The sequence below is a fragment of the Acinetobacter sp. WCHAc010052 genome, assembly GCF_002165295.2.
Taxonomy (GTDB): domain Bacteria; phylum Pseudomonadota; class Gammaproteobacteria; order Pseudomonadales; family Moraxellaceae; genus Acinetobacter; species Acinetobacter chinensis.
On sequence record NZ_CP032143.1, the window covers coordinates 1,145,018 to 1,166,181 of the forward strand.

The 21,164-nt window shown below is 39.6% G+C and carries 14 protein-coding genes; 8 read left to right on the forward strand and 6 right to left on the reverse strand.

Annotated elements, in window-relative coordinates; genetic code table 11:
• The first annotated feature begins 73 nt into the window (after positions 1-73).
• Positions 74-970, forward strand: coding sequence for a hydrolase or metal-binding protein (locus CDG61_RS05810; protein WP_087550729.1), 897 nt, complete (start codon positions 74-76; stop codon positions 968-970).
• Between the two features lie 103 nt (positions 971-1,073).
• Here CDG61_RS05810 and CDG61_RS05815 read toward each other — a convergent pair whose 3' ends face one another.
• Positions 1,074-1,670 carry a putative adenosine monophosphate-protein transferase Fic gene (locus CDG61_RS05815; protein ID WP_005176409.1) on the reverse strand — a complete coding sequence of 199 codons (597 nt, stop codon included), beginning with the start codon at positions 1,668-1,670 and terminating at the stop codon, positions 1,074-1,076.
• Positions 1,671-1,682: 12 nt separating this feature from the next.
• The gene (locus CDG61_RS05820; RefSeq protein ID WP_087550730.1) at positions 1,683-1,853 is read right to left on the reverse strand and encodes a YhfG family protein; all 171 of its coding nucleotides are present in this window, start codon (positions 1,851-1,853) and stop codon (positions 1,683-1,685) included.
• Between the two features lie 301 nt (positions 1,854-2,154).
• Here CDG61_RS05820 and CDG61_RS05825 point away from each other — a divergent pair, with 301 nt between their 5' ends.
• The 7 genes from CDG61_RS05825 to CDG61_RS05855 are packed head-to-tail and all read left to right on the forward strand — an operon-like array spanning position 2,155 to position 16,582.
• Positions 2,155-4,440, forward strand: coding sequence for a type I restriction-modification system subunit M (locus CDG61_RS05825; protein ID WP_087550731.1), 2,286 nt, complete (start codon positions 2,155-2,157; stop codon positions 4,438-4,440).
• Positions 4,440-5,843: a restriction endonuclease subunit S gene (locus CDG61_RS05830; protein ID WP_087550732.1), complete on the forward strand. Its 1,404-nt coding sequence runs from the start codon at positions 4,440-4,442 to the stop codon at positions 5,841-5,843. The genes CDG61_RS05825 and CDG61_RS05830 overlap by 1 nt, the downstream gene beginning before the upstream one ends.
• Complete coding sequence (locus tag CDG61_RS05835; RefSeq protein ID WP_087550733.1) at positions 5,840-9,088, forward strand: type I restriction endonuclease subunit R; 3,249 nt, start codon at positions 5,840-5,842, stop codon at positions 9,086-9,088. The genes CDG61_RS05830 and CDG61_RS05835 overlap by 4 nt, the downstream gene beginning before the upstream one ends.
• Before the next feature lie 49 nt (positions 9,089-9,137).
• Positions 9,138-11,198 (forward strand): anti-phage ZorAB system protein ZorA, encoded by a 2,061-nt coding sequence (gene zorA / locus CDG61_RS05840; RefSeq protein WP_087550734.1) that lies wholly within the window; start codon positions 9,138-9,140, stop codon positions 11,196-11,198.
• A gap of 18 nt (positions 11,199-11,216) precedes the next feature.
• Positions 11,217-11,948, forward strand: a complete 732-nt coding sequence (gene zorB1, locus CDG61_RS05845; protein WP_031980558.1) for a type I Zorya anti-phage system protein ZorB1 — start codon at positions 11,217-11,219, stop codon at positions 11,946-11,948.
• A 5-nt stretch (positions 11,949-11,953) separates the two neighbouring features.
• Positions 11,954-13,369 carry an EH signature domain-containing protein gene (locus CDG61_RS05850; protein WP_087550866.1) on the forward strand — a complete coding sequence of 472 codons (1,416 nt, stop codon included), beginning with the start codon at positions 11,954-11,956 and terminating at the stop codon, positions 13,367-13,369.
• A gap of 9 nt (positions 13,370-13,378) precedes the next feature.
• Complete coding sequence (locus tag CDG61_RS05855; RefSeq protein WP_087550735.1) at positions 13,379-16,582, forward strand: DEAD/DEAH box helicase; 3,204 nt, start codon at positions 13,379-13,381, stop codon at positions 16,580-16,582.
• A 223-nt stretch (positions 16,583-16,805) separates the two neighbouring features.
• Here the strand turns inward: CDG61_RS05855 and CDG61_RS05860 are convergent, their stop codons facing one another.
• From CDG61_RS05860 to CDG61_RS05875, 4 genes are all read right to left on the reverse strand, one after another.
• Positions 16,806-17,870 (reverse strand): hypothetical protein, encoded by a 1,065-nt coding sequence (locus CDG61_RS05860; protein WP_087550736.1) that lies wholly within the window; start codon positions 17,868-17,870, stop codon positions 16,806-16,808.
• Positions 17,867-19,015, reverse strand: a complete 1,149-nt coding sequence (locus tag CDG61_RS05865) for a YagK/YfjJ domain-containing protein (protein ID WP_228199619.1) — start codon at positions 19,013-19,015, stop codon at positions 17,867-17,869. The genes CDG61_RS05860 and CDG61_RS05865 overlap by 4 nt, the downstream gene beginning before the upstream one ends.
• A gap of 420 nt (positions 19,016-19,435) precedes the next feature.
• Positions 19,436-19,669 carry a helix-turn-helix transcriptional regulator gene (locus CDG61_RS05870; protein ID WP_087550738.1) on the reverse strand — a complete coding sequence of 78 codons (234 nt, stop codon included), beginning with the start codon at positions 19,667-19,669 and terminating at the stop codon, positions 19,436-19,438.
• Positions 19,670-19,801: 132 nt separating this feature from the next.
• The gene (locus CDG61_RS05875; RefSeq protein ID WP_087550739.1) at positions 19,802-21,121 is read right to left on the reverse strand and encodes a hypothetical protein; all 1,320 of its coding nucleotides are present in this window, start codon (positions 21,119-21,121) and stop codon (positions 19,802-19,804) included.
• Between the last annotated feature and the right edge of the window lie 43 nt (positions 21,122-21,164).

Below are 21,164 nucleotides of genomic sequence, written 5' to 3' on the forward strand. Positions count from 1 at the left end.
TTTTTTATGCCGATTTTATTTTAAGCAAACAGTGCAACACATCTAAACATCTCAACGACAGAGGAATTTCAACATGATTAAAGGTCTAGCAATCACACCACCACTCTTGGGACGGATCAGTATTGGTCGTGTAATAGAAAAGAATGGCAAGCGTCTGCCAGAAAAAGACGATCAGTTCACTATTACCAGTCAAATACAGGGCAAGGACGGTTGGATTAAACACCCCTTGGATGAGCAATTGCGTAGTCAAGCACCGAATCAAAAGTTACGTAGCATTCCTGTGCGTATGATCTTCAATGATCCTGAATTGAACTTACGTGCCGAGTACAGCTTGTTTGACCGACAGACAGGTCGCCCGATTTGTGTGGGGAATGGTCAGACCTGCCAACGCATGACATCACAAGGTGTAGAGCAACATCCGTGCCCATCCCCCGACTTATGCCCACTTGGACAAGGTGGACATTGCAAGCCTTATGGGCGCCTGCATGTCAATTTAGGCGAAGCCGATGAGTTTGGGACTTTTATTTTCAGAACCACTGGTTTTAACAGCATTCGCACTTTGGCAGCACGTTTGAATTACTACCATGCAGCATCAGGTGGTTTGTTGTCGTGTTTGCCGTTGCAGCTCACGTTGCGTGGGAAAAGCACAACTCAAAGCTATCGTCAGCCCGTGTATTACGTGGATTTAACGTTACGGGAAGGCGTGGATTTACAAACCGTGATTCAGACAGCCAAGGAGATTGACCAACAGGGAAAACAGGCAGGGTTTGATCAGGCGGCATTAGATCAGATTGCACGGCAGGGTTTTGCCAATGCCAAGTTTGAGGTGCATGCAGAGGAGGGGATGGAATTGCTGGAGGAATTTTATCCACACAGTGACAGTGATGTAGATACGGAGCATTCAGTGCAATTGAGCTATGTGCAGGAGATTCAGCAGGGGTTGCAGCAGAGTGTTAGAGCTGTGAATTGAGCACAGTTGAATTATCTAGTCAGCTTGGTAAGTCAATTAATGGATTCTGAACAAGTTGGCTAGTCACTAATTGAAGGGAGCTTTGGCTCCCTTAATTTTTTTGTTATTCAGGAGTGATAATGCAGGCTTCAAAAATAGCGATCAGTCCATCTAGCCGGCAGTTGAATCCATCAATATTGGCCTGAATCCAGACTTCCTTATTGTTAATTTTACTCCACTGTACCCCATAGCCGCAGTGAGCAAGTAGGTGTTCAAAGAAGATACGCTGGGTGCGTCCATTGCCTTCACGAAATGGGTGAATCACGTTGACTTCACAATAAAAATCAGCGATTTTTTGGATAAGTACTGGTTTGGCTAAACCTTGAAAATAGTGCTGCTGCTCAAGTTGCTTGAAGAGCTTATTGGCTTCAATTTCAATACGCGGGAAGGTACAAAAGCGGGTATCGCCTTTGGCAATATCCACTTGTCTTAGTTCACCTGCCCAGGCATACAGGTCTGAAAAGAGCTGAAAGTGAATGGATTGCAGGTATTTGAGATCGTAAGGTGGCTCCGCATACTCAATGCGTGTGCTGGCATACTCAGTCAACTCCAGTTCTGCCTGTTGCAGAATTTCAGCATCCTGAATGTTCAGTTTGTTTTTGAGGACGTCCGAGTCGGGGTAACAGTAAATGCTGTCACCCATTTCACCATATTTATCCATAAGGAAGCCTGATCACGATTCCGAAGTTTGTGAGAACTTTTTATATTTTTCTAAAATCTGTGCTTTATCTAATGTTGGGGCGGTTGAAGATGGCTGGATCCCTTCCAACTTTAAACTGGCCTGATAATTCTGTAGGCGCGTAGTTTGGATATATTTTTTTTTCTGTTCGAGAGTGTTTAGCATTTCGGAATTTCCTTGAACAAAGGTAATGTAAGCCTAGTTTAGCAGATGGGCTTATAAATAGGCACGGCTTTCAAAAGCAGGGTTGTAGCGTTATGGTGGATGAACCTTCTATGAGAAAAATCTGAAACCAGACGACAAAATTTGTCGCTTAACTGTCATGCAATAAATGAATAATCAACAATCTGCTTTTTAAATAATATAATATTATCCAATAGTTAAAAAATTATCAGTATTATCTCTAGTAACCGAAGTGTCGCCAGATGCTGATCACAGATAAGAATTCAGGAATTGATTCACCACTATGACCAACAATAACTTTTCACAAATCGCTTCTTTCATCTGGTCGGTTGCCGACCTGCTGCGTGGTGACTTCAAACAATCGCAATATGGCCGCATCATTCTGCCATTTACCTTGTTAAGTCGTCTGGAATGTGTACTGGAAGAAAGCAAGGCTGCGGTACTGGCAGAACATGAAAAAGTCTCCAAGCTGAATCTGCCAGAAGAAGCTCAAGAAAAGTTATTGCTGCGTGCCACCAACGGTCTAGCCTTCTTTAATACCTCCCCAATGGATCTCAGCAAAATGGGGCAGAGTGATATCAAGGCCAACTTGAGCACCTATGTGCAAAGTTTCTCTAAAGATGCCCGTGAGATTTTTGAATACTTTAACTTCATCGAATTTGCAGGCTTACTCGATGATGCCAACCTTTTGTATAAAGTCGTGCAAAAGTTTGCTACCACGGATCTGAGTCCAAAGAGCGTATCCAACCATGACATGGGCTTGGTGTTTGAAGAACTGATCCGTCGTTTTGCCGAAGGTTCTAATGAAACCGCAGGGGAACACTTTACCCCGCGTGACATCGTGCGTCTGACCACGGCACTGGTGTTTATGGAAGATGATGACGTGCTGACCAAAGACGGCATTATCCGTACCATTTATGACCCGACTGCGGGGACAGGCGGTTTCCTGTCTTCTGGTATGGAATATCTGCATGAGCTGAACCCGAATGCCGTGATGCGTGCCTTTGGTCAGGAACTTAACCCAGAATCCTACGCCATCTGTAAAGCTGACATGCTGATCAAAGGCCAGGACGTGAGCCGGATTAAACTCGGCAACACGCTGTCGAATGATCAACTCTCTGTCGATCAGTTTGATTACATGCTGTCGAATCCACCCTTTGGCGTAGACTGGAAAAAGATCGAACAGGACATCAAGGACGAGCATGAACAAAAAGGCTTTGATGGCCGTTTCGGTGCAGGCTTGCCACGGGTATCGGATGGTTCATTATTATTCCTGATGCACCTGATCAGCAAGATGCGTGATGCCAGTAGTACCGAGAGCGGTAGCCGCATCGGGATTATCCTGAATGGTTCACCATTGTTTACCGGTAGCGCAGGCAGTGGTGAAAGCGAGATCCGTCGCTATATTTTAGAAGCCGACTTGCTTGAAGCAATCATTGCCTTGCCAAATGACATGTTCTACAACACCGGGATTGCTACCTATATCTGGGTACTCAGTAATAAAAAAGTCGCTGAACGTAAAGGCAAGGTACAGCTGATCAATGCCTCCCACCTCAGTACCAAAATGCGTAAGTCGTTGGGTTCAAAACGTAACTATCTGACTGAAGCTGAAATTGCCACCATTACCCAAAATTACAGTGACTTTGTCGCGATAGACATCTTGGCGCAGGATGGCGAAACCGAACAGCAAAAACCATTCGCCAGCAAAATCTTTGACAGTCATGAATTTGGCTATCGTCGCGTGACCATTGAACGTCCATTACGTTTATCGGCACAGATCACGGATAGCGCGATTGCTGCATTACGTTTTGCGCCAAAACCGTTTAATGCCGTGATGCAAAGTATCGATGCGCAATTGGGTACAGCCTTTGGTACAGCGTGGACAGCAGAAACTTATGGTCAGTTGCAGGACGTGGCGCTTGAGGTGCGTGCCATGATTAAAGCCGAGTTTCCTGAGCTAAAAGAAAAAGACATTAAAGAGGTACTGGACAGCAAAATCTGGCTATTCCAGAAAGCCCTGATGGAAAAAGCCCAAGCTTTACAGAACGTGATTGGCACTGAGCAGTTTGATGACTTTAACCAGTTTGATGAAGTGTTGAAAAAAGCCCTCAAGCAAACCGACATCAAGCTGGATGCCAAAGAGAAGAAACAGCTGTTAGATGCCATCACCTGGAAGAATCCGGAAGCAGAACCAGTGATTAACAAGGTCGTGAAACAGGCGGAAAATCCACTATATGGCCAGTTCAGCTACCAAGGCAAAGTGGTTGAGTTTGTACAAGATGGTGATTTACGTGATGCGGAAAATATTGCTTTAAATCCAAATGTGAGCACCACCGATTTAATTGAGTCTTATTTTAAGCGTGAAGTACAACCGCATGTGCCTGATGCGTGGATCAATGCTGATAAGCGTGATGCACAGGATAATGAAATTGGTATTGTGGGCTATGAGATTCCGTTTAACCGCCATTTTTATGTGTATGAACCGCCACGTGATTTAAGCGAGATTGATGCGGATTTGGATGCGGTGAGCCGTGAAATTATGGCACTTTTACAAGAGGTGCATTCTTAATGGCGAATACAGTGGCGAAGTATCAGAAATATGCTGAATATCAAGATTCAGGTATTGAATGGTTAGGTGAGATTCCTAGTCATTGGGAAAGTAAAAAACTCAAGTATTTGTTAGATGATTTAGTGAGAGGTCCTTTTGGTAGTGCTTTAAAAAAAGATTTTTTTGTTGATTCTGGTTTTAAGGTATATGAGCAAAAAAACTGTATTCGTAATGATGTAAAAATTGGTGATTCTTATGTACCAAAGAAAATATATGAAGAATTAGAGCGCTTTAGTGTTAAACCTTATGATTTACTAATGAGTTGTTCAGGCACTATTGGTAAAGTTGTGCAAGTACCTGACCAATTTGAAATAGGAATTATTAATCAAGCATTATTGATTATGAGATTGGATTATAAATTCTTGAGTTCTCAATTTTTTCTATATTCATTCCGAAGCGATGATATACAAAACCAAATTAAAGATAATACTCAAGGTGGAGCTATGCAAAATCTTGTAGCTACCGATATATTTAAATCTATTAGTTTTGCAATACCACCTATTATTGAACAAACCCAAATCGCCAATTTCCTCGACCATGAAACCGCAAAAATTGACAGCCTGATTGCCAAACAGGAAAAACTGATTGAACTGCTTAAAGAAAAGCGTCAAGCAGTGATTAGCCATGCCGTGACCAAAGGACTCAATCCAAATGTCCCAATGAAAGATTCCGGTGTGGAATGGTTAGGGGAAGTGCCGGAGCATTGGCAGGTCGGAAGAATTAAACACTTAGCGCAAATCATTTCGAAAGGTACTACCCCTACAACTATGGGGGGAGACTTTGTTGAAGAGGGAATCCGTTTTCTAAAAGCTGAAAATATTGGAAAAGGATTTCGTGTAAATAATTATCCAGAATTCTTTATTTCGGAAAAAGTTGATGAGCAATTAGCTCGTAGCCGTTTGAAAGAACATGATGTTTTAGTCATTATCGCAGGGGCTACAACGGGGCTGGCTTCAGTTTTACAAAAAGAACTTTTACCGGCAAATACAAACCAAGCTGTAAGCTTTATTAGATTGTTGAATTTTAACTATTCACATTGGGTGTCTCATTGGCTGACTACTCAATTTGCTCAAAGCGTAATATGGATGGGGGCTGTTCAAGCTGCACAACCAAATTTATCGATGGAAAGTTTGGGTAATATTTATATTGCAATACCACCAGTTGAAGAAGTTATTGAAATTCTGAAAGATATTGAATTTAAATTAGAGTCATTTGAATCTTTAATAAATAAAGCTCAGCAACAAATTTCACTAATGCAAGAACGCCGAACCGCTCTCATCTCAGCCGCAGTGACTGGGAAAATTGACGTTCGTAATTGGCAAGCCCTAAAGATTGCTGAGGCAGAAACGGAGTTAAGCGCATGAGTCTAGACGCCACCCGTGAAAGTATTTTCCAGAACGACATCATTCAGCAGATGCTGGCTCAGGGCTGGCAACTCGGTACGCCACAAGGCTACAACCGTGAAACCGCCTTATATGAGCAGGACGTACTAGATTTTGTGCAACAAACCCAAGCACAAGATTGGCAGAAGTTTCAGCGCATCTTTCCAAATGATACCGAACGGCATTTTCTCGATGCGGTGGTTGCCCAGCTAAAAAAAGCCGACATCAATGCCACTGATGAACAGTCACGTAGCTATGGCACTTTAGGTGTGCTGCGTCACGGAGTGAAAACCCGCAGCGCACGTTTTTTCCTCTGTCAGTTTAAACCAGAACATGCGCTGAATCCCGATACCTTAGCCAATTACAAAAAGAACATCTGCCGCATTGTGCCAGAATTGGTCTATAGCCCCTATGCCACGGCTGCCGAGTTACAGAACATGGGCAAACAGGCCAAGAAATGGCGTATTGATCTAGTCCTGTTTATCAACGGCTTTCCTGTTGCTACTCTGGAACTCAAGTCAGAGTTTAAACAGGCGGTGCAAAATGCCATGTTGCAGTACAAACGCACCCGACTACCGAAAGATCGGGAAACTAACAAACCTGAACCCTTGCTGATGTTTAAGCGTGGCGCATTGGTACACTTTGCCGTGAGTCAGTACGAAGTCTATATGGCGACCCAGTTGGCTGGAGAAGATACTTTCTTCCTGCCATTCAATAAAGGCACGCATGACGGTGGCGCAGGCAATGATGTGCCAGAAGACCAGAATCAGTACGCCACCGCCTATCTGTGGAATGAAGTCCTCACACCGGACAATTTGCTGAATATCATTGGACGTTTTGTCCATCTGCAAATTGAAGAAAAAGAAGACTGGGAAGGACGCAAGTACAAAAAAGAACTGCTGATCTTCCCACGTTACCACCAATGGAATGTGGTCACCAAACTGATCAATGCCGCCTTAGTGGAGGGCACTGGACAGAAATATCTGATTCAGCACAGTGCAGGTTCAGGTAAGTCTAACTCGATTGCCTGGACAGCACATCAGCTGTCGACCCTGTACGATCAACACAATCAGAAACTGTTTGATTCGGTGATTGTGGTCACTGACCGTACCATTCTGGATGCCCAGCTACAGGACACCATCTACCAGTTTGAACATGCCGATGGCGTGGTCGGACGTATCAATAACAAAGAAGGCGATGGATCTAAATCGGAAAAACTGGCCAAGGCACTGGAAACCTCACAGCCGATTATCATTGTGACCATCCAGACTTTCCCCTTTGTGCTGCGTGCGATTGAAAACAGTACCAATCTGAAACAGCGACGTTATGCGGTGATTGCCGATGAAGCGCATTCTTCACAAAGTGGCTCTACGGCACGACAACTGAAAGAAGTGTTGATGCTGGAAGAGCGCGAAGAGGATGCTGAACTGTCTTCGGAAGATATTCTGGATGCCGTGGTTGCAGCACGTAAGGGCAGTAATAACCTCAGTTACTATGCCTTTACCGCCACCCCGAAAGACAAAACCCTGCAACTGTTTGGCCGTGTACCCAATCCTGAGCTACCGCCCTCCAAGCAGAACAAGCCGGAAGCTTTTCATGTCTACTCCATGCGCCAAGCCATTGAAGAAGGCTTTATTCTGGATGTGCTGAAAAACTATACCAACTATAAAGTGGTGTATAAGCTCAAACAAAAAATTGAACAAGCCGACAAACAGGTCGATGCCAAAAAAGCCAAGATCAGGCTGAATCAATGGGTACGCCTGCATGACCACAACATTTCCCAGAAAGTGAAAGTCATTGTCGAACATTTTAAAAATAACGTGATGGGCTTATTGGGTGGACAGGCTAAAGCCATGGTGGTGACCAGTTCACGTAAAGAAGCGGTGCGCTACAAGTTGGCCTTTGACAAATACGTGGCGGATCAGGGCTACAAGTCTATTCAGGCTATGGTCGCTTTCTCGGGTGAGGTTGAGTTTAATGACAAGGATACCGACAGCAGTGGTTTAGTCGGGCAGACCTTTAATGAACGCAACATGAACCCAGGACTGAAAGGTCGGGAAATGCGCAAGGCCTTTGACAGTGATGACTATCAGGTGATGCTGGTGGCTAACAAGTTCCAGACCGGCTTTGACCAACCGAAACTGTGTGCCATGTACGTAGACAAAAAGCTGGGTGGTGTGGAGTGCGTACAAACCCTGTCACGCCTGAACCGTACTTATCCGGGCAAGGCAGAGTCTGGCACCTTTGTGCTGGACTTCTTTAACGAGCCTGAAGACATTCTTGGGGCCTTCCAGCCTTACTATCAAACCGCAGAACTGGCTGATGTATCGAATCCGGATCAGATCTTTGACTTGTTTGAAAAGTTGAAAGCCAGCAAGATTTTCTTGTGGACGGAAGTCGAGCAGTTTGTCGATGCGTTCTTTACCAAGAACAAATCCAATGCCGCGATCAGTAACATTTGCAAGCCTGCGGTTGAACGCTGGCAGAAACGTTATAGTCAGGCCATCGAAGCCTATAACACCACCCGAGACATGCTGGAACGCTGCAAGAAAACCAATGATGCGGTGCTGATTGCCAATGCCGACAATGCATTTAAAGAGGCCAAGTTGGAAAAAGACAAGCTGGAAATCTTTAAAAAAGACTTGGGAAGTTTTACCCGTTTCTACGAGTTTATGTCACAGATCGTGGACTACGATGACAAAGAACTGGAGAAGCTCAGTCTGTATGCGCGTAACCTGCGTCCATTGCTGCGTGAAACCGCAACGAAAGATGATGAGGTGGACTTAAGTAATGTCAGCATGAGCCATTACCGCTTGTCCAAGATCCGTCAGCAGGACATCAAGCTGAAAGAAGATGCCGAAGATTTTAAGCTGGAACCGGGCAATGACCTCGGTGCAGCCAAGCCACGTGATAAGAAAGAAGAGTTCCTGTCACAGATCATTGAGCGTCTGAATGATGTCTTTATCACCGATAACCTGACTGATAAAGATATGCTCAACTATGCCTATACGGTACGTGACAAACTGGCTGAGAATGAAATTGTCATGAAGCAGATCGCCAACAATACCCGCGAACAGGCCATGCTGGGTGATTTCCCGAAAGCGATGGATGATGCCATTCTTGGCAGTAGTGCTGCACATCAGGAACAGATGATGCAGTTGCTGTCTGATCCGGCGAAGGCCAGCATCTTTGCACGGGTGATTTTTGATATGTTGAGCAGTCGATAGTTTTTAAACATTTTTAGAATTAAATTTTTGAGTATAGGGGTGTATTGATATGTTAGCTTTTGCTGAATTTCTGCAGAATTATTTTATTATTCCTGTGGGAATGCTCATTTTTGTATTATGGATTGGGTTTAAATTCTATTCTAAATATATCAAACCTGCTAAAAACCTTAGTGAGCAATTATCAGTACTAATTAATGCCTTAAAAGGAATGGATAAAAACTCTAGTCTAAATAAGCATTCATTAGATGCAAAATTCGAAAATGATACGCCTTTAAAACATGCTTGGTTGAATTACAAAAATTCTTTTCATGACATCTATGAAACTGTAGATGGAGAAGATGTACTAATTTCCTCACGTGCAACAGTATCAAGTGACGTATTTTTTTCCCAGGCTGTCATTGTGGATACCCCTTTAAGAGTTGAGTTTTATAAGCACTTGCCAGGTATTATCACTGGTGTAGGTATTATTGCTACATTTGCTGGCCTTCTATTTGGATTATTAGCTTTTGATCCCGCAGGCGATCCAGCAAAAGTTCAAGACAGTTTAGGCTTGTTATTAGGTGGGGTAAGTGAAGCATTCATGGCTTCTGCACTTGCGATAGGGACTGCAATGATTATCACTTGGCGTGAAAAATCGTGGTTGCGTCAGTGTTATGAACAGTTAGAAACTTTAACGACAGAAATTGATAAGCTTTTTGAAACTGATTCCACTGGAGAAGAGTATCTAGCTAAATTATTAAAATCCTCTCAGGCAAACGAAACCAATGCTCGTCAATTAAAAGACAGCCTTGTTAATGACTTAAAAGTCATGATGACGAATTTGGTTGAGGAAAATAAAAAGAATCAGATTGCTTTTGCTGCACAGTTAAGTGAAAGCTATGCGAAATCAAGTCAGGATATGGCGACTCAGATTGGTCAATCGATTACTGATACCTTGCAAGCACCTCTAGATAAAATTGCGTCTAGCGTACAACAAGTGAGTGGTGACCAAGGTTCAGCCGTCCAAGAACTCATGACTGATGTGCTTACAGCCTTTATGAGTAAATTGGAGTCTACGTTTGGTAGTCAAATGACGGGCATGAATGAGATGATGACTCAATCAGTATCTGCTATGAAGGAAATGCAATTAGGTTTCTCTCAATTACTGACAGATATGAAAATTAATAGTGAAACTTCGACGAAAACATTAGAAATACAGATGTCGAAAATGATTGAAGATATTCAACAAAAACAAAATGCGATGTCTAATCAAATGAATTTAATGGTGGATCATTTATCTCAAGGTGCCGCAAAAATTGGAGAACAAGGCCAACATGCGATTGAGCAGTTAAATGGCAAAGTCTCGGAGTTGATGGGGAATCTAGGCGGAACGATGTCTGAGTTAATGTCAGATGTCACGAAACAGCGTATGGAACAAGATCGTGTAATTCTAGAAAATCAGCAAAAATTGCACGAACAATCATCTGTATTAATTGATAATTTAGGAACTGAAATTAAAGATTTGATTGCACACAGTCAAAATGCGGTCCAAGTATATAAAGAAAATATTCAGAAATTATCTCAAGTGACAACGGATAGTATTACGGGTATGAATAACGGTGCTGAAAAAATGCGCTTAGCTTCTGAACAGTTTAATACTGCGGGCAGTTCTTTGATTACAGTGACTGATAAGACATCACAGCTAATTGCAGAAGTAAGTACCACCTCTACGCATTTGACCAGCGCAAGCAGCAATTTAATCTCTCTATTAAAAGACTATAAAGACTCACAAGAGAGTGTAAAACAGGCAATCAGTACTTTAGACGGTTTAATTAAACAAGCTCAAGCCGAAGTTGGTATGAGCAGTGAAATGCTGAAAGATATGAATCAGATGACAACTGCACTCAATCAAGTGAAGAAAGAAATGCAGGATTATCTTGAGCAAGTCAGTGATGTGTTGGTGAAAAGCTTTGAGAGTTTTGGTTCCTCTGTAGAAACCAGCTTAAATCATTCTTTAGGTGCTTTTGATAATACACTTGATCAAGCTGTAAAACGTCTTGCAACTGGTGTAGAGGGCTTGGGTAATTTTGTAGAAGATCTGGAAGATCTTGTACAACAAAAGAAAAACTAATTTTGGGGTACATGATTAATGTTAGGTAACAGGTACTCTAAGAAACCACGTTCTAAAGATGATGGTGAAAAACCTTTTTGGATTTCATTCGCTGATTTAATGACAGCATTAATGACCTTGTTTTTAGTCGTAATGGCTGTGTCATTAATGGTCGTAACGAAAAAAATCAATGAAGCGACTCAAGCCGAAAATCAACGTAGTTCAGAGATTTTGGATATTTGTACTAGTATTCAAAATGACGCCGCGTTGAAAAACAAGATTATTGCTGTTGATTGTAAGGACAATCGTATCAACTTTGGAGAAGCTGGTCGGTTTGGCCATAATGACTACCGGTTAAATGCAGCAGGTGTAGAGGCATTAAATACGTTAGTACCTATTGTTTTAAATGCTGCTAATAGTGAAAATGGAAAAAAATGGTTTAAACAAATTGTGATTGAAGGATTCACAGATACGGACGGTTCATATCTCTATAACTTAAACTTAAGTTTACGTCGTTCAGAATGGGTCATGTGCAATTTACTCGATCCCAAGTTTAGCCAAGGGTTAAGTTTAACTGAAGCACAAAAGAACCAGGTTAAACAATTATTTTTAGCTGGTGGGGTCTCTTTTAATTCAGCTAAGGATAGTAAAGAAGCCTCACGTCGTGTTGAGCTACGGATGCAATTCTATGGTTTAAAAGAAAAAGAGAACGCTGAACCGCAACCTCATTTTGTTTCAGCACCTGTTGAAACATGCCAATTGACACGGTGATAGTGATGAGTATTGCGAATCTGAAACGTCGTCTTGAAGAAAAAATAAGTGTATTTTCTGAACCAACTCATTTACAGACTAAATTTGTTAGACCTCAGCGTTTAATGAAAACATTGTCGATTATTGAGCATAAACTCGATGATCTTGAAAATGTACAACCATTAGAAGAAAAAATTATCAAATCAGTTCTCAAACTTGAACAACATGGGTTTGATGGGATGACTAAACGAGATTGGAAAAATTTGGCTTGGTCTCTCAGTAAAAAACTGCCCAATTATGAAGAAAAACTTTTATTCACACCTGTAGGTGTAAGATTAATTGATTATTTCAACCAATTGGGAATTGACCAACTCCAGTTTGTTTATTTTCCACTGTTGTATAGTTATTTTGCTTTTGAGCAACATGAACTAGAAAACTTACCTAGTAAGTGGATTCAGTTAAGAAAAATACTAGATGAAAATAAATCTTCGATATTTAAAGCTTCAACTCGGCCTAAAAAATGGATGACGACTCTTATAGATAATTCAGAGGTTTTAACCACAGAACCTACGAAAAAATTTGTACTTGAATTTTTACAAGATAATGATGAAAACAGAGTTGCTAATCAATTAGAAAGTTTAAGAATAGCTTCGGTTAGTTGGTTTTGGGATGATTTGATTCGATCTGCAATTAAGTCGATCAAGACAATGAAAGAAGATGAGTATTTTCAAATTATCCCACGTTTTTTAGTATTGCTTGAAAAAAATAAAATATATGCGACGGATATTTTAGCTGCGCTTCTAGAACGGTATGCTAGTTTCTCTCAGAGAGAGAAAGTACATGAGGTATTAAAACATCTAGCATTGGATCAATGGGGTAATCCTCAGTATGAATCTTCAGCGGGATGGAATAACGTAAATGCTGATACCAAAAAAATGGTGGTTCAGTGGTTTGTAAGGGCAGATTTAGAAGCATTCTTTACGCTATTTAGTCGTACGGCTGATGTAAATCGCTTTAATTACTGGATCAAATTTATTGATAAAATCTCTTTTTCTCAAATTTATCTTGGTCCTGAGGCACTATATTCGCAACGGCATGAACATAAAAGTTTTCGTAATTTAAATAAAGGTCGCTTAAAAGAACTGATAGGTTCCACTCCTTCTAATAATGCATTCTTATTGAAAATAGATAATGTTTTTGTTATTGATTTTTCAGACACTGGTAATGCTTGTTTCTTATTTAATGAATTTCCTTATATAGAAAGCTCCCCAAAAACACATGTCAAAGCTTTAAAAAATTACCATCATAAAGGTTATATTGATAAGTTAGGACATATTGGTAATTGGGGAGAAAGATTTGATCAGCGTTTAGCGGAATTAGGAATTTTTGCTAATCTACGTCAAATGAATAAGTACCAGCCTAATCATAAAAACCGTTATTAAGAGATAGTTATGAAATTAACATTCTGGAAAAGGAAAAAAAGCACTGACTCTGTTGTTGAAGATGACTTGATGGCGAGTATAAAGTCTTTACAATGTGATGACGTTGGATTGATTTATCCTTATCAACAGAATGCTAAAAATGACGCTGATTTTTATTGGGAAAGTCTAGAAGAAGAAGATATCGCCTATCTCATGGATGATCAGTATGTATTGCCATGGGAGGAGCTGTTTCAGCTTCAGCAAGATCCCGAACATAGTAACGTACTTAATTTACTCAACCTACCTAGTCCAACAACTTTACATCCAGTGATTCGTAGTGAGGGAGGATTAAGTGATCCTGATTTTAAAATCATTCTGGATGGATGGTGTGATCAAAATAGGATTAAGTCTAAAGGCCTAATTAAACGAATAGGTGCGGTACTGAATGTTGATGGTCAAGAATATTTACTGAATGAAACGACTTGGAAGCTTTTAGAAAAAATTAAAGAATTTGCTCGTATTTCAAATAAAGATAATAAGCTCAATCAAAAGTATTGGGCTCAAATACGAAGTTTAGCTAATCGAAGTCAGGCAAATTTAGATGAGTTTCTTCGTAAGACCGTGGTACTTGCACCTGAAAAATTACAATTAAATCTACGTAAGAACCTGATTAGTCAGGAATCAGTTGTAGAAGTACAACCCTCCTTTGAGGAGGCGCCGTCAAATTGGTTGCAAACTTTTGACCACTATAATCAGGTACAAGATCAATATAGCATTAGCTTACCAGATGGAGGGGTGGCTCATGTAGTCATTGATCCTCAAGTCAAAAATGTACTGAGTGAAATTAAAAAGATGCCGAATAGACGTGTATCTGGTGAGCGTGCTCAAACATTTTTGCATAACCCCTTCGCGCAATTAGGAGATGATGCCACAGAGGTCATCTCTCCTGAAGGTTTTGAAAAATCAAAGCAAGATGCAGAAATCTATAGTTACAGCTTACAGATAGATAAATTTTATAATGAGTTAGGACATTATGTTTCTGCTCAATTAACTCTCAACGAAAATTCTGGCCGTGAACAACAATCGATTCTGTTGGAACTCTCCACTCTAGAGCAAACAAAATATTTTATCTCTGCTTATGAAAAGCCATCACCAATTTTCATGTGGGCGGGTTATACAATTGATAAAACGAGCTATTTGGATCATCAGGTTCAAGAGTTAAAAAGTGATCTAACAGAAATCCAAAAATATGAAGATGAGCTACAAGCACAACAAGTGTTGGATTTATCCAATTACAGTGACCGGGTTATTGGTATTGGTGAGGCACAAAAACTTAACTCTGAGTTTATTCAAAGAGACAGTGGTGAATCAGAGTGGTTACCACAGCATCTCATGGAGTTGGAAGAACAACTACAAGATCGCTTGTCTAATGAAGCAATAGAGGTGCTTGAACAGCGTATCAAACAGGCTGAGCAAGAAGGTAAAGATCAGGTTCTAATTCCTAATGCGAACACTGAAGTCTCACTAGATGACGCTAAAAAATTATTAAATAGTCTGAGCGATTCAAATAGAAAAGAACCTATTGAAACATTAGAAGAACCTACGGTTAATTTACAGAAAAAAAAGAAAGATACCTTACTCATTGCGAATAACATTGATAAAGCCGAGTTTACTAAACAGCGAGCAGATAAATTGGTTTTTGATGAGAAGAACCATCCCCCAGCTAGATTGCCTTCAAGTTTCAGAAGTCAGGAATTTGGTTTAAAACCGCATCAGGAGTATGGAGTTGCATGGTTGCAGAATCTACATCAATATGCACCGGAACAGGTAAGTGGCTGTCTTTTAGCAGACGATATGGGATTGGGGAAGACCCTGCAATTGTTGTGCTTTATTGGTGAATATTTAGAAAATGCGAAAGATAAAAAACCAGTTTTAGTGGTTGCTCCAGTTTCATTGTTAGAAAACTGGGAGGCAGAAGCAAAACGGTTCTTCAGTGCTAAATTTGCTAAGATCCTAAGTCTATATGGTGAGAATTTAAAAGATCGAAAAATTCCCAAGCATTTAATTTCTGCTCAATTGAGAGACGATCACGGTATTACGCATTTGCTTGAAGAAGAGTGGTTAGGTGATGCGGATATCGTCCTCACAACCTATGAAACGATGCGTGATCTAGAGTTTTCTTTAGCGCGAGTTGATTGGGGGATTATGATTTGCGATGAAGCACAAAAAATTAAAGTACCTACGGCTATGGTGACAAAAGCGGCTAAAGCTCAAAAGGCAGACTTTAAAATAGCATGTACTGGTACTCCAGTGGAAAATTCACTCACTGACTTATGGTGCTTATTTGATTTTATACAAGAAAATTTGCTAGGTTCATTGAATGAATTTGGAAAAACTTATCGTCGTCCTATAGAAAATATTGAGAATGTGGATAATGAAGTATTGGAACAATTACGGAACTTGATTGCACCACAAGTTTTAAGACGGATGAAACATGATGTTGCTGACTTACCAGAAAAAATTGAAGTAGATCATTGTAAAAATATTACGATTTCTTCACTTCAACGTCACTTATATGCCGATGTAATTAATCGCTACAGGAGGTTGTCAGAAGAAGGTAATCAAGGTGCGATGTTGGCATCACTGCACAGTATGCGAATGATTTGTGCACATCCATTCCAATTGCAACCGAATGCTTCAATTCATGAATCACCTAAAGTAGATTGGTTGATTAAAACATTAGAAGCAATTAAGGCAAAGAATGAAAAAGTTATTATCTTCACTGAATTTAGAGATATTCAAGTATTCCTGAAACGGATTCTTCTAGAACGATTCGGCTTAAATGTTACAACCGTTAATGGGGATTCAAATACAAGTAGCAAAAAAGGTTTAACACGGCAAAACCTTATTGATAGATTCCAAGCAACTAGTGGTTTTAATGTGATTATTTTATCAACCACTGCTGTAGGCTTTGGCGTTAATATCCAAAAAGCTAATCATGTCATTCATTATACGCGCAGTTGGAATCCTGCCAAGGAGGATCAGGCAACTGACCGTGCGTATCGTATAGGACAAGATAAAGAAGTTTTTGTTTACTACCCATCAATAGCAGCAAATGATTTTGATACTTTTGAGATAAAATTAGACCGACTTTTATCAAGTAAACGAGCTCTGGCGGATGATATGTTGAAACCAAGCACTGATCTAAGCAAAGAACTGATTAAATTAATATAAATAAGAGGCATAGCAATAGGCGATATTTGTCTAGGAGGGTGGTAGTAGTCTACTTCTAGCATTAACTTATAAATTGTAGTGAACCAAACTTAATCTGACAGTTGACGATATTTGATTGAGGCTGTCAGATTAAGTCTGAACTAATACACTAAGGTCAGCAGATATAACCCGAAAGCCGAAACTTTCAGGGTTACGCGAATGTTATTAATCATAAAATAATTGATTAATATGAACTTTTTTCGACTTTAAACGTTGTGTTGGTGTACTTGAACCGAACCCAATATTCAGGACCAATCAAACTGTATTTTAAAGTGGTAAGTCGCATCCCAATGTAGTTCTGATTTGTATCGTAAAAATTGGATTCTATACCATAAACCAAAGGCTCTACCCCTGAGTTCATGCAGGTAATATCACTCCACGCAACACTGGTTTTACCTTCTCGGAATACAAAAGGTTCAACATCTGTATAGAGCTGAGATTCCGCAAAAGGGGTAAAGTCGGTATCTTCGCGTGCTACAAAAAATATGAGCCGAATACTCCTAAAACCTCGAATAGTCGTTTCCTGTTTCGACAAAATACCTAGAGTGTGATTCTCAGCATTGTTGGCCCAGACTGCTTCGATAATTTTACCTGACGTGGCACGCAGCATATCCTCAACAGTCACAGGACTAAATGTTTTCTGATCCATTGAAAAATCATCAACATCCATAAACTCAGCAGAAACAAGCAATGAATGAACCTGAAACATTGGATTGTTACATAAGACAGCTTCTTCAAAACGATTATAAGCCTTTCTAGAATTGCCAAATGAAGAATCCCAGTGATTTTTCAAGCTCATAAAATCTCGTGTTTTAGATCTCACTTTTAGATCCTGACAGAACCCATCAACAACTGCTTCAAACTGTTGATACAATCCAAGTGGAAAGTTGATGAGTGCATGCTTATACAGCAAATCAACCATCAGCTTGATCTCTGGTCTGATGATCACGTCTGAAAATTTACCCGTCAGAAAAGGATTAATCGGAATATCTTGAATAATCTTGAGTAAATTAACACCCTTGGGCGTTAGATAAACATGAGGCACCAGATAGTCGTAAGTTGGTTGTTTAGAGATAATCTTAAAAGTCTTATTTTCAGTAATCATAGAATACAACTTCAGATAATCATCCAAGCCAACAGGAGGGCGATTATTGGGTATATAGCCAATAAAAGGCTGGATATACGCTTGAGTGATATGGTGAGTACTGAGTAGAGATGCATAGGATTCGTCAGGCTGTAATCTAATCATGCTTCATCTCCCGCAAAGGCATTGAGTTCTAGGTGGTTTTTTCTCGGACGACCACGAGTCTGTGGTTTTAAAGGCTGACTAATCTGGAAACGTCGTCCATTTTTCATGTTGCTGAAAATGAATAACTGGCTGGTTTTACAGAGATAATCAAAGCCATCTTCAAGCCACTTTCTTTTCTGCGATTGGTTGTATTCAATCGTGCCTAAAAAACAGTTTTCGTAAGTATGCTTCCGCATATTACAGATGTAGGCATAACCTTGATCATTGGTCACTTTTTTCCATAGTTTCTCAATTCCTTGTGCGAGGCTAATGTCTTCCTGATTTTTATTCCCATTGAAAAACCAGAATGTATGCAAGTGGAATCCACGTCTTGGCGTATATTCAAAACGAAAAATATAACCGATGGCTTGTTTCAACACAGGATTATGCCGCTTGTTTTCTAGTAGTTGTTCAACACACTTTTTAAATGCATCAAAATCATTTTTAGACAAACAATCTTCAGCTTTGAAACAGGTTTGCAGTAATGTTTCAGGTTTATGTTTGAGATATAAATCAAGTCGAACAACGACTACACGCGAATACCGTTCAATTAAAGAGTTGAACATTTCGATCATTCGAGACTTATTTTTTTTCAGATTCTTCCGCTCATCATAAACTTTGCGTCTGATGTTCGGGCGACGAAAAAAGGCACGAATTAATCCAATAAACTTATTTATTGCATTAATGTACGGGAGCAAATTCTCCTTTAGACTGGAAGGTAGAGGTGTGCCATTACGTAGAAGATCTAATTCATCCTCTGACATCTGGCTTAGTGCATAATCAAATGCTTGAATATCAAGACCCTTTATAATGTCTGAAAGCGTAGAATAGTTTATAAGTTCTGCAATATCAGAAGGTAAATTACTCATTTGAGCAGGGTGTTTGACGGCAAAGCCATAGCGACCATTCGATAGTATTTTCGTTTCAGTTGTGACTTCAGGGAAGTTACGTTTTTTGAACTGTTTGACCAGTTTAGCTTTCCCTATAGCAGGAGCTAGGATGTTATCCTGTGAATTTACTAAAAAGGTGGTTTTATAACCATCGTTGACTGGAGTAATTTGCAGTTCGGTTTCAAATTGCTGGAGCCATTGGTCATGTGTTCCCATATGTCGACCAGCATTTACATTTATAATGCGCATATAAATTAAACTCGATTTAAAGTTAAAAGCGCAACTGTGATCAGTATTCTGGGTATAGGCATCCAATGGATACTGTTTAGCGCAGTATCCATGATGGGATGTAAGATTGGTTCAGCTAATTTAGAATAAACTATGATCGTAATTACTTCACCAGTATTGCCAATACATCAATAACTTGTCGGGTAACATGAACATTGATGTAGCTGAATACTTTGAGACTTCTGATCATCTATAAATACATAGAATATTCTGTGATTTATAAATATAGAGTAATAGTAAATATATAAGACCGTAATTCATTGAAAATTAAAATGATAGCCTAGCCATACTTATAATTTCAGAATGCATTGCACAGCTGCATTATGTTTTGAATTTATAAGTACAGAATTAGCTCACCGAATCGGCTTGATCGCGGTATGAAATTTTACTTTTAATCCACGCTTCAACTTCAGACAGTAACCACCGTGAAGCATTATTTAACTTCACTGGTTTAGGGAAGTCCGGATCATAGCGTTTAGACCGCCGGTTTAGTCGGTCATAAATGGATGACCGAGATAAACCGATCAGTTTAATCAGCTCATGTAGACGCAGCATTTGTACTGTGTTTTGGATAGTAGACATTTAGATTTCCTTCTATAGCGTTGGTTCAATCGGGAAGGTGTTGAACCAACGAATAGACGGTACTTGAATGAAAATACACTTGATGCAGGAAGTGCGTGGAGCCAATATATTTCTCAGTGTGAAATGATGAACTTAATCATTTAGAAGGTTTTTCAAAGACTGATAGATTTCATGATTCTTTTTTAGCATCCTTTTAGTATCACCAATAAAATTTCTTTTAAGCTGAGTAGTTGGATGCTCCTGATTCTGAAAACTTTTTTGCTTTTTAGCAGATTTATTTCGGGTGGCTTTTGTTTTTAGTTCAGTTAGAGTATTTGTGCCATGGATAGATGCAGTAGGAGTAAATAAGTACGGGTCATAAACAGGCTCACTGCTTATAGTTCCTGTTGACGAATTTGTCAGATTTCGCACAATGTGCTCTTGCAGTTGCACTTTAAAATCAAGCTGTTGCTGTTTTTTCTCCTGTTTGTCTTCTAATATTTCTATTATTTGAGGTGTAAATTTAGTTTTAATCTTAGCAATAATTTTAGCCTGTTGTTTTCTGTTTAATATCTTTGTCTGATATTTTTTAAAGTTAGTCCGTAAAAGTTTGTCAATATTTTCTTGTTGTTTTATATATATTTTTTCTTTGTGATCATACGTTTGCATTAAAATCTCACGTACATATGCTGTCGCTTTTTTGTCCAGATACTCCATAAGTTGTTCGAACAGTATATTTTTTTTGGGTTTCAGGGACTGGATCTTCGAATTGTGTTGGCGTATAGCAAACTTATTTTTTAATGGACCAATGAATCGAAATGAAAGAAAAGACAATTCCTTGAGCGTATTCTGATCCTGTCTTGAAAACTTTAACGCATTCCAAAGTGACAAATGATCATATTCGTATTTCTTGATAAATTCTTTAACAAAGTCGATATAAGCTTTTTCTTTGATTTCATCAGGTTCTTGTGAAAGATAGCTGAGTTGAATTTTATCGATCGTGTTTTGAAGGCTTTCAGGTAATAATTCGACTACGTAACAATCACGATGTTTTGAGTATTGCTGGAGTAAGCTCTTATATATAATTTTTGCTTGCGTATAATTTTTAGTTTCGATGGCGGATCGATAGCTTTTTATGTCTGAAATGATTTCATGATAATGTTTAGGGAAATATTCAAAGTCCAGTTTTTCAACTTTATTGTCACCTTTTTTACAAGGAATAGGTACTTGCACAGGATCCTTACATAATCTTTTTATTCGATCTTCATTCGATTCTTTAAATAGCCCTTCATCGTGTAATGCATATATTATTGTTTTAAGCATTTCGAAATCAACGGCCATCCTGATAGACTCGTTGAAACTGAAGGGTGGAGTAGAATAGATTTTTTCAAATATATACTTTTCCAGGTCATATACGATTTTGATTTGATCCCCTACCGTGGTATTTTCAGAATGTTCCACTACGGTATCCATGATTTCTCTATCCTAATATTTTGGTTGATTATTCTTGTAAATT

What these genes read in the sequence shown, in the direction of transcription:
- CDG61_RS05825 (WP_087550731.1), top strand. Translation starts at nt 2,155, where the DNA reads ATGACCAACAATAACTTTTCACAAATCGCTTCTTTCATCTGGTCGGTT.
- CDG61_RS05855 (WP_087550735.1), top strand. Translation starts at nt 13,379, where the DNA reads ATGAAATTAACATTCTGGAAAAGGAAAAAAAGCACTGACTCTGTTGTT.
- CDG61_RS05860 (WP_087550736.1), bottom strand. Translation starts at nt 17,870, where the DNA reads ATGATTAGATTACAGCCTGACGAATCCTATGCATCTCTACTCAGTACT.
- zorA (WP_087550734.1), top strand. Translation starts at nt 9,138, where the DNA reads ATGTTAGCTTTTGCTGAATTTCTGCAGAATTATTTTATTATTCCTGTG.
- CDG61_RS05865 (WP_228199619.1), bottom strand. Translation starts at nt 19,015, where the DNA reads ATGGGAACACATGACCAATGGCTCCAGCAATTTGAAACCGAACTGCAA.
- CDG61_RS05815 (WP_005176409.1), bottom strand. Translation starts at nt 1,670, where the DNA reads ATGGATAAATATGGTGAAATGGGTGACAGCATTTACTGTTACCCCGAC.
- CDG61_RS05835 (WP_087550733.1), top strand. Translation starts at nt 5,840, where the DNA reads ATGAGTCTAGACGCCACCCGTGAAAGTATTTTCCAGAACGACATCATT.
- CDG61_RS05830 (WP_087550732.1), top strand. Translation starts at nt 4,440, where the DNA reads ATGGCGAATACAGTGGCGAAGTATCAGAAATATGCTGAATATCAAGAT.
- CDG61_RS05875 (WP_087550739.1), bottom strand. Translation starts at nt 21,121, where the DNA reads ATGGATACCGTAGTGGAACATTCTGAAAATACCACGGTAGGGGATCAA.
- CDG61_RS05820 (WP_087550730.1), bottom strand. Translation starts at nt 1,853, where the DNA reads ATGCTAAACACTCTCGAACAGAAAAAAAAATATATCCAAACTACGCGC.
- CDG61_RS05870 (WP_087550738.1), bottom strand. Translation starts at nt 19,669, where the DNA reads ATGTCTACTATCCAAAACACAGTACAAATGCTGCGTCTACATGAGCTG.
- CDG61_RS05810 (WP_087550729.1), top strand. Translation starts at nt 74, where the DNA reads ATGATTAAAGGTCTAGCAATCACACCACCACTCTTGGGACGGATCAGT.
- CDG61_RS05850 (WP_087550866.1), top strand. Translation starts at nt 11,954, where the DNA reads ATGAGTATTGCGAATCTGAAACGTCGTCTTGAAGAAAAAATAAGTGTA.
- zorB1 (WP_031980558.1), top strand. Translation starts at nt 11,217, where the DNA reads ATGTTAGGTAACAGGTACTCTAAGAAACCACGTTCTAAAGATGATGGT.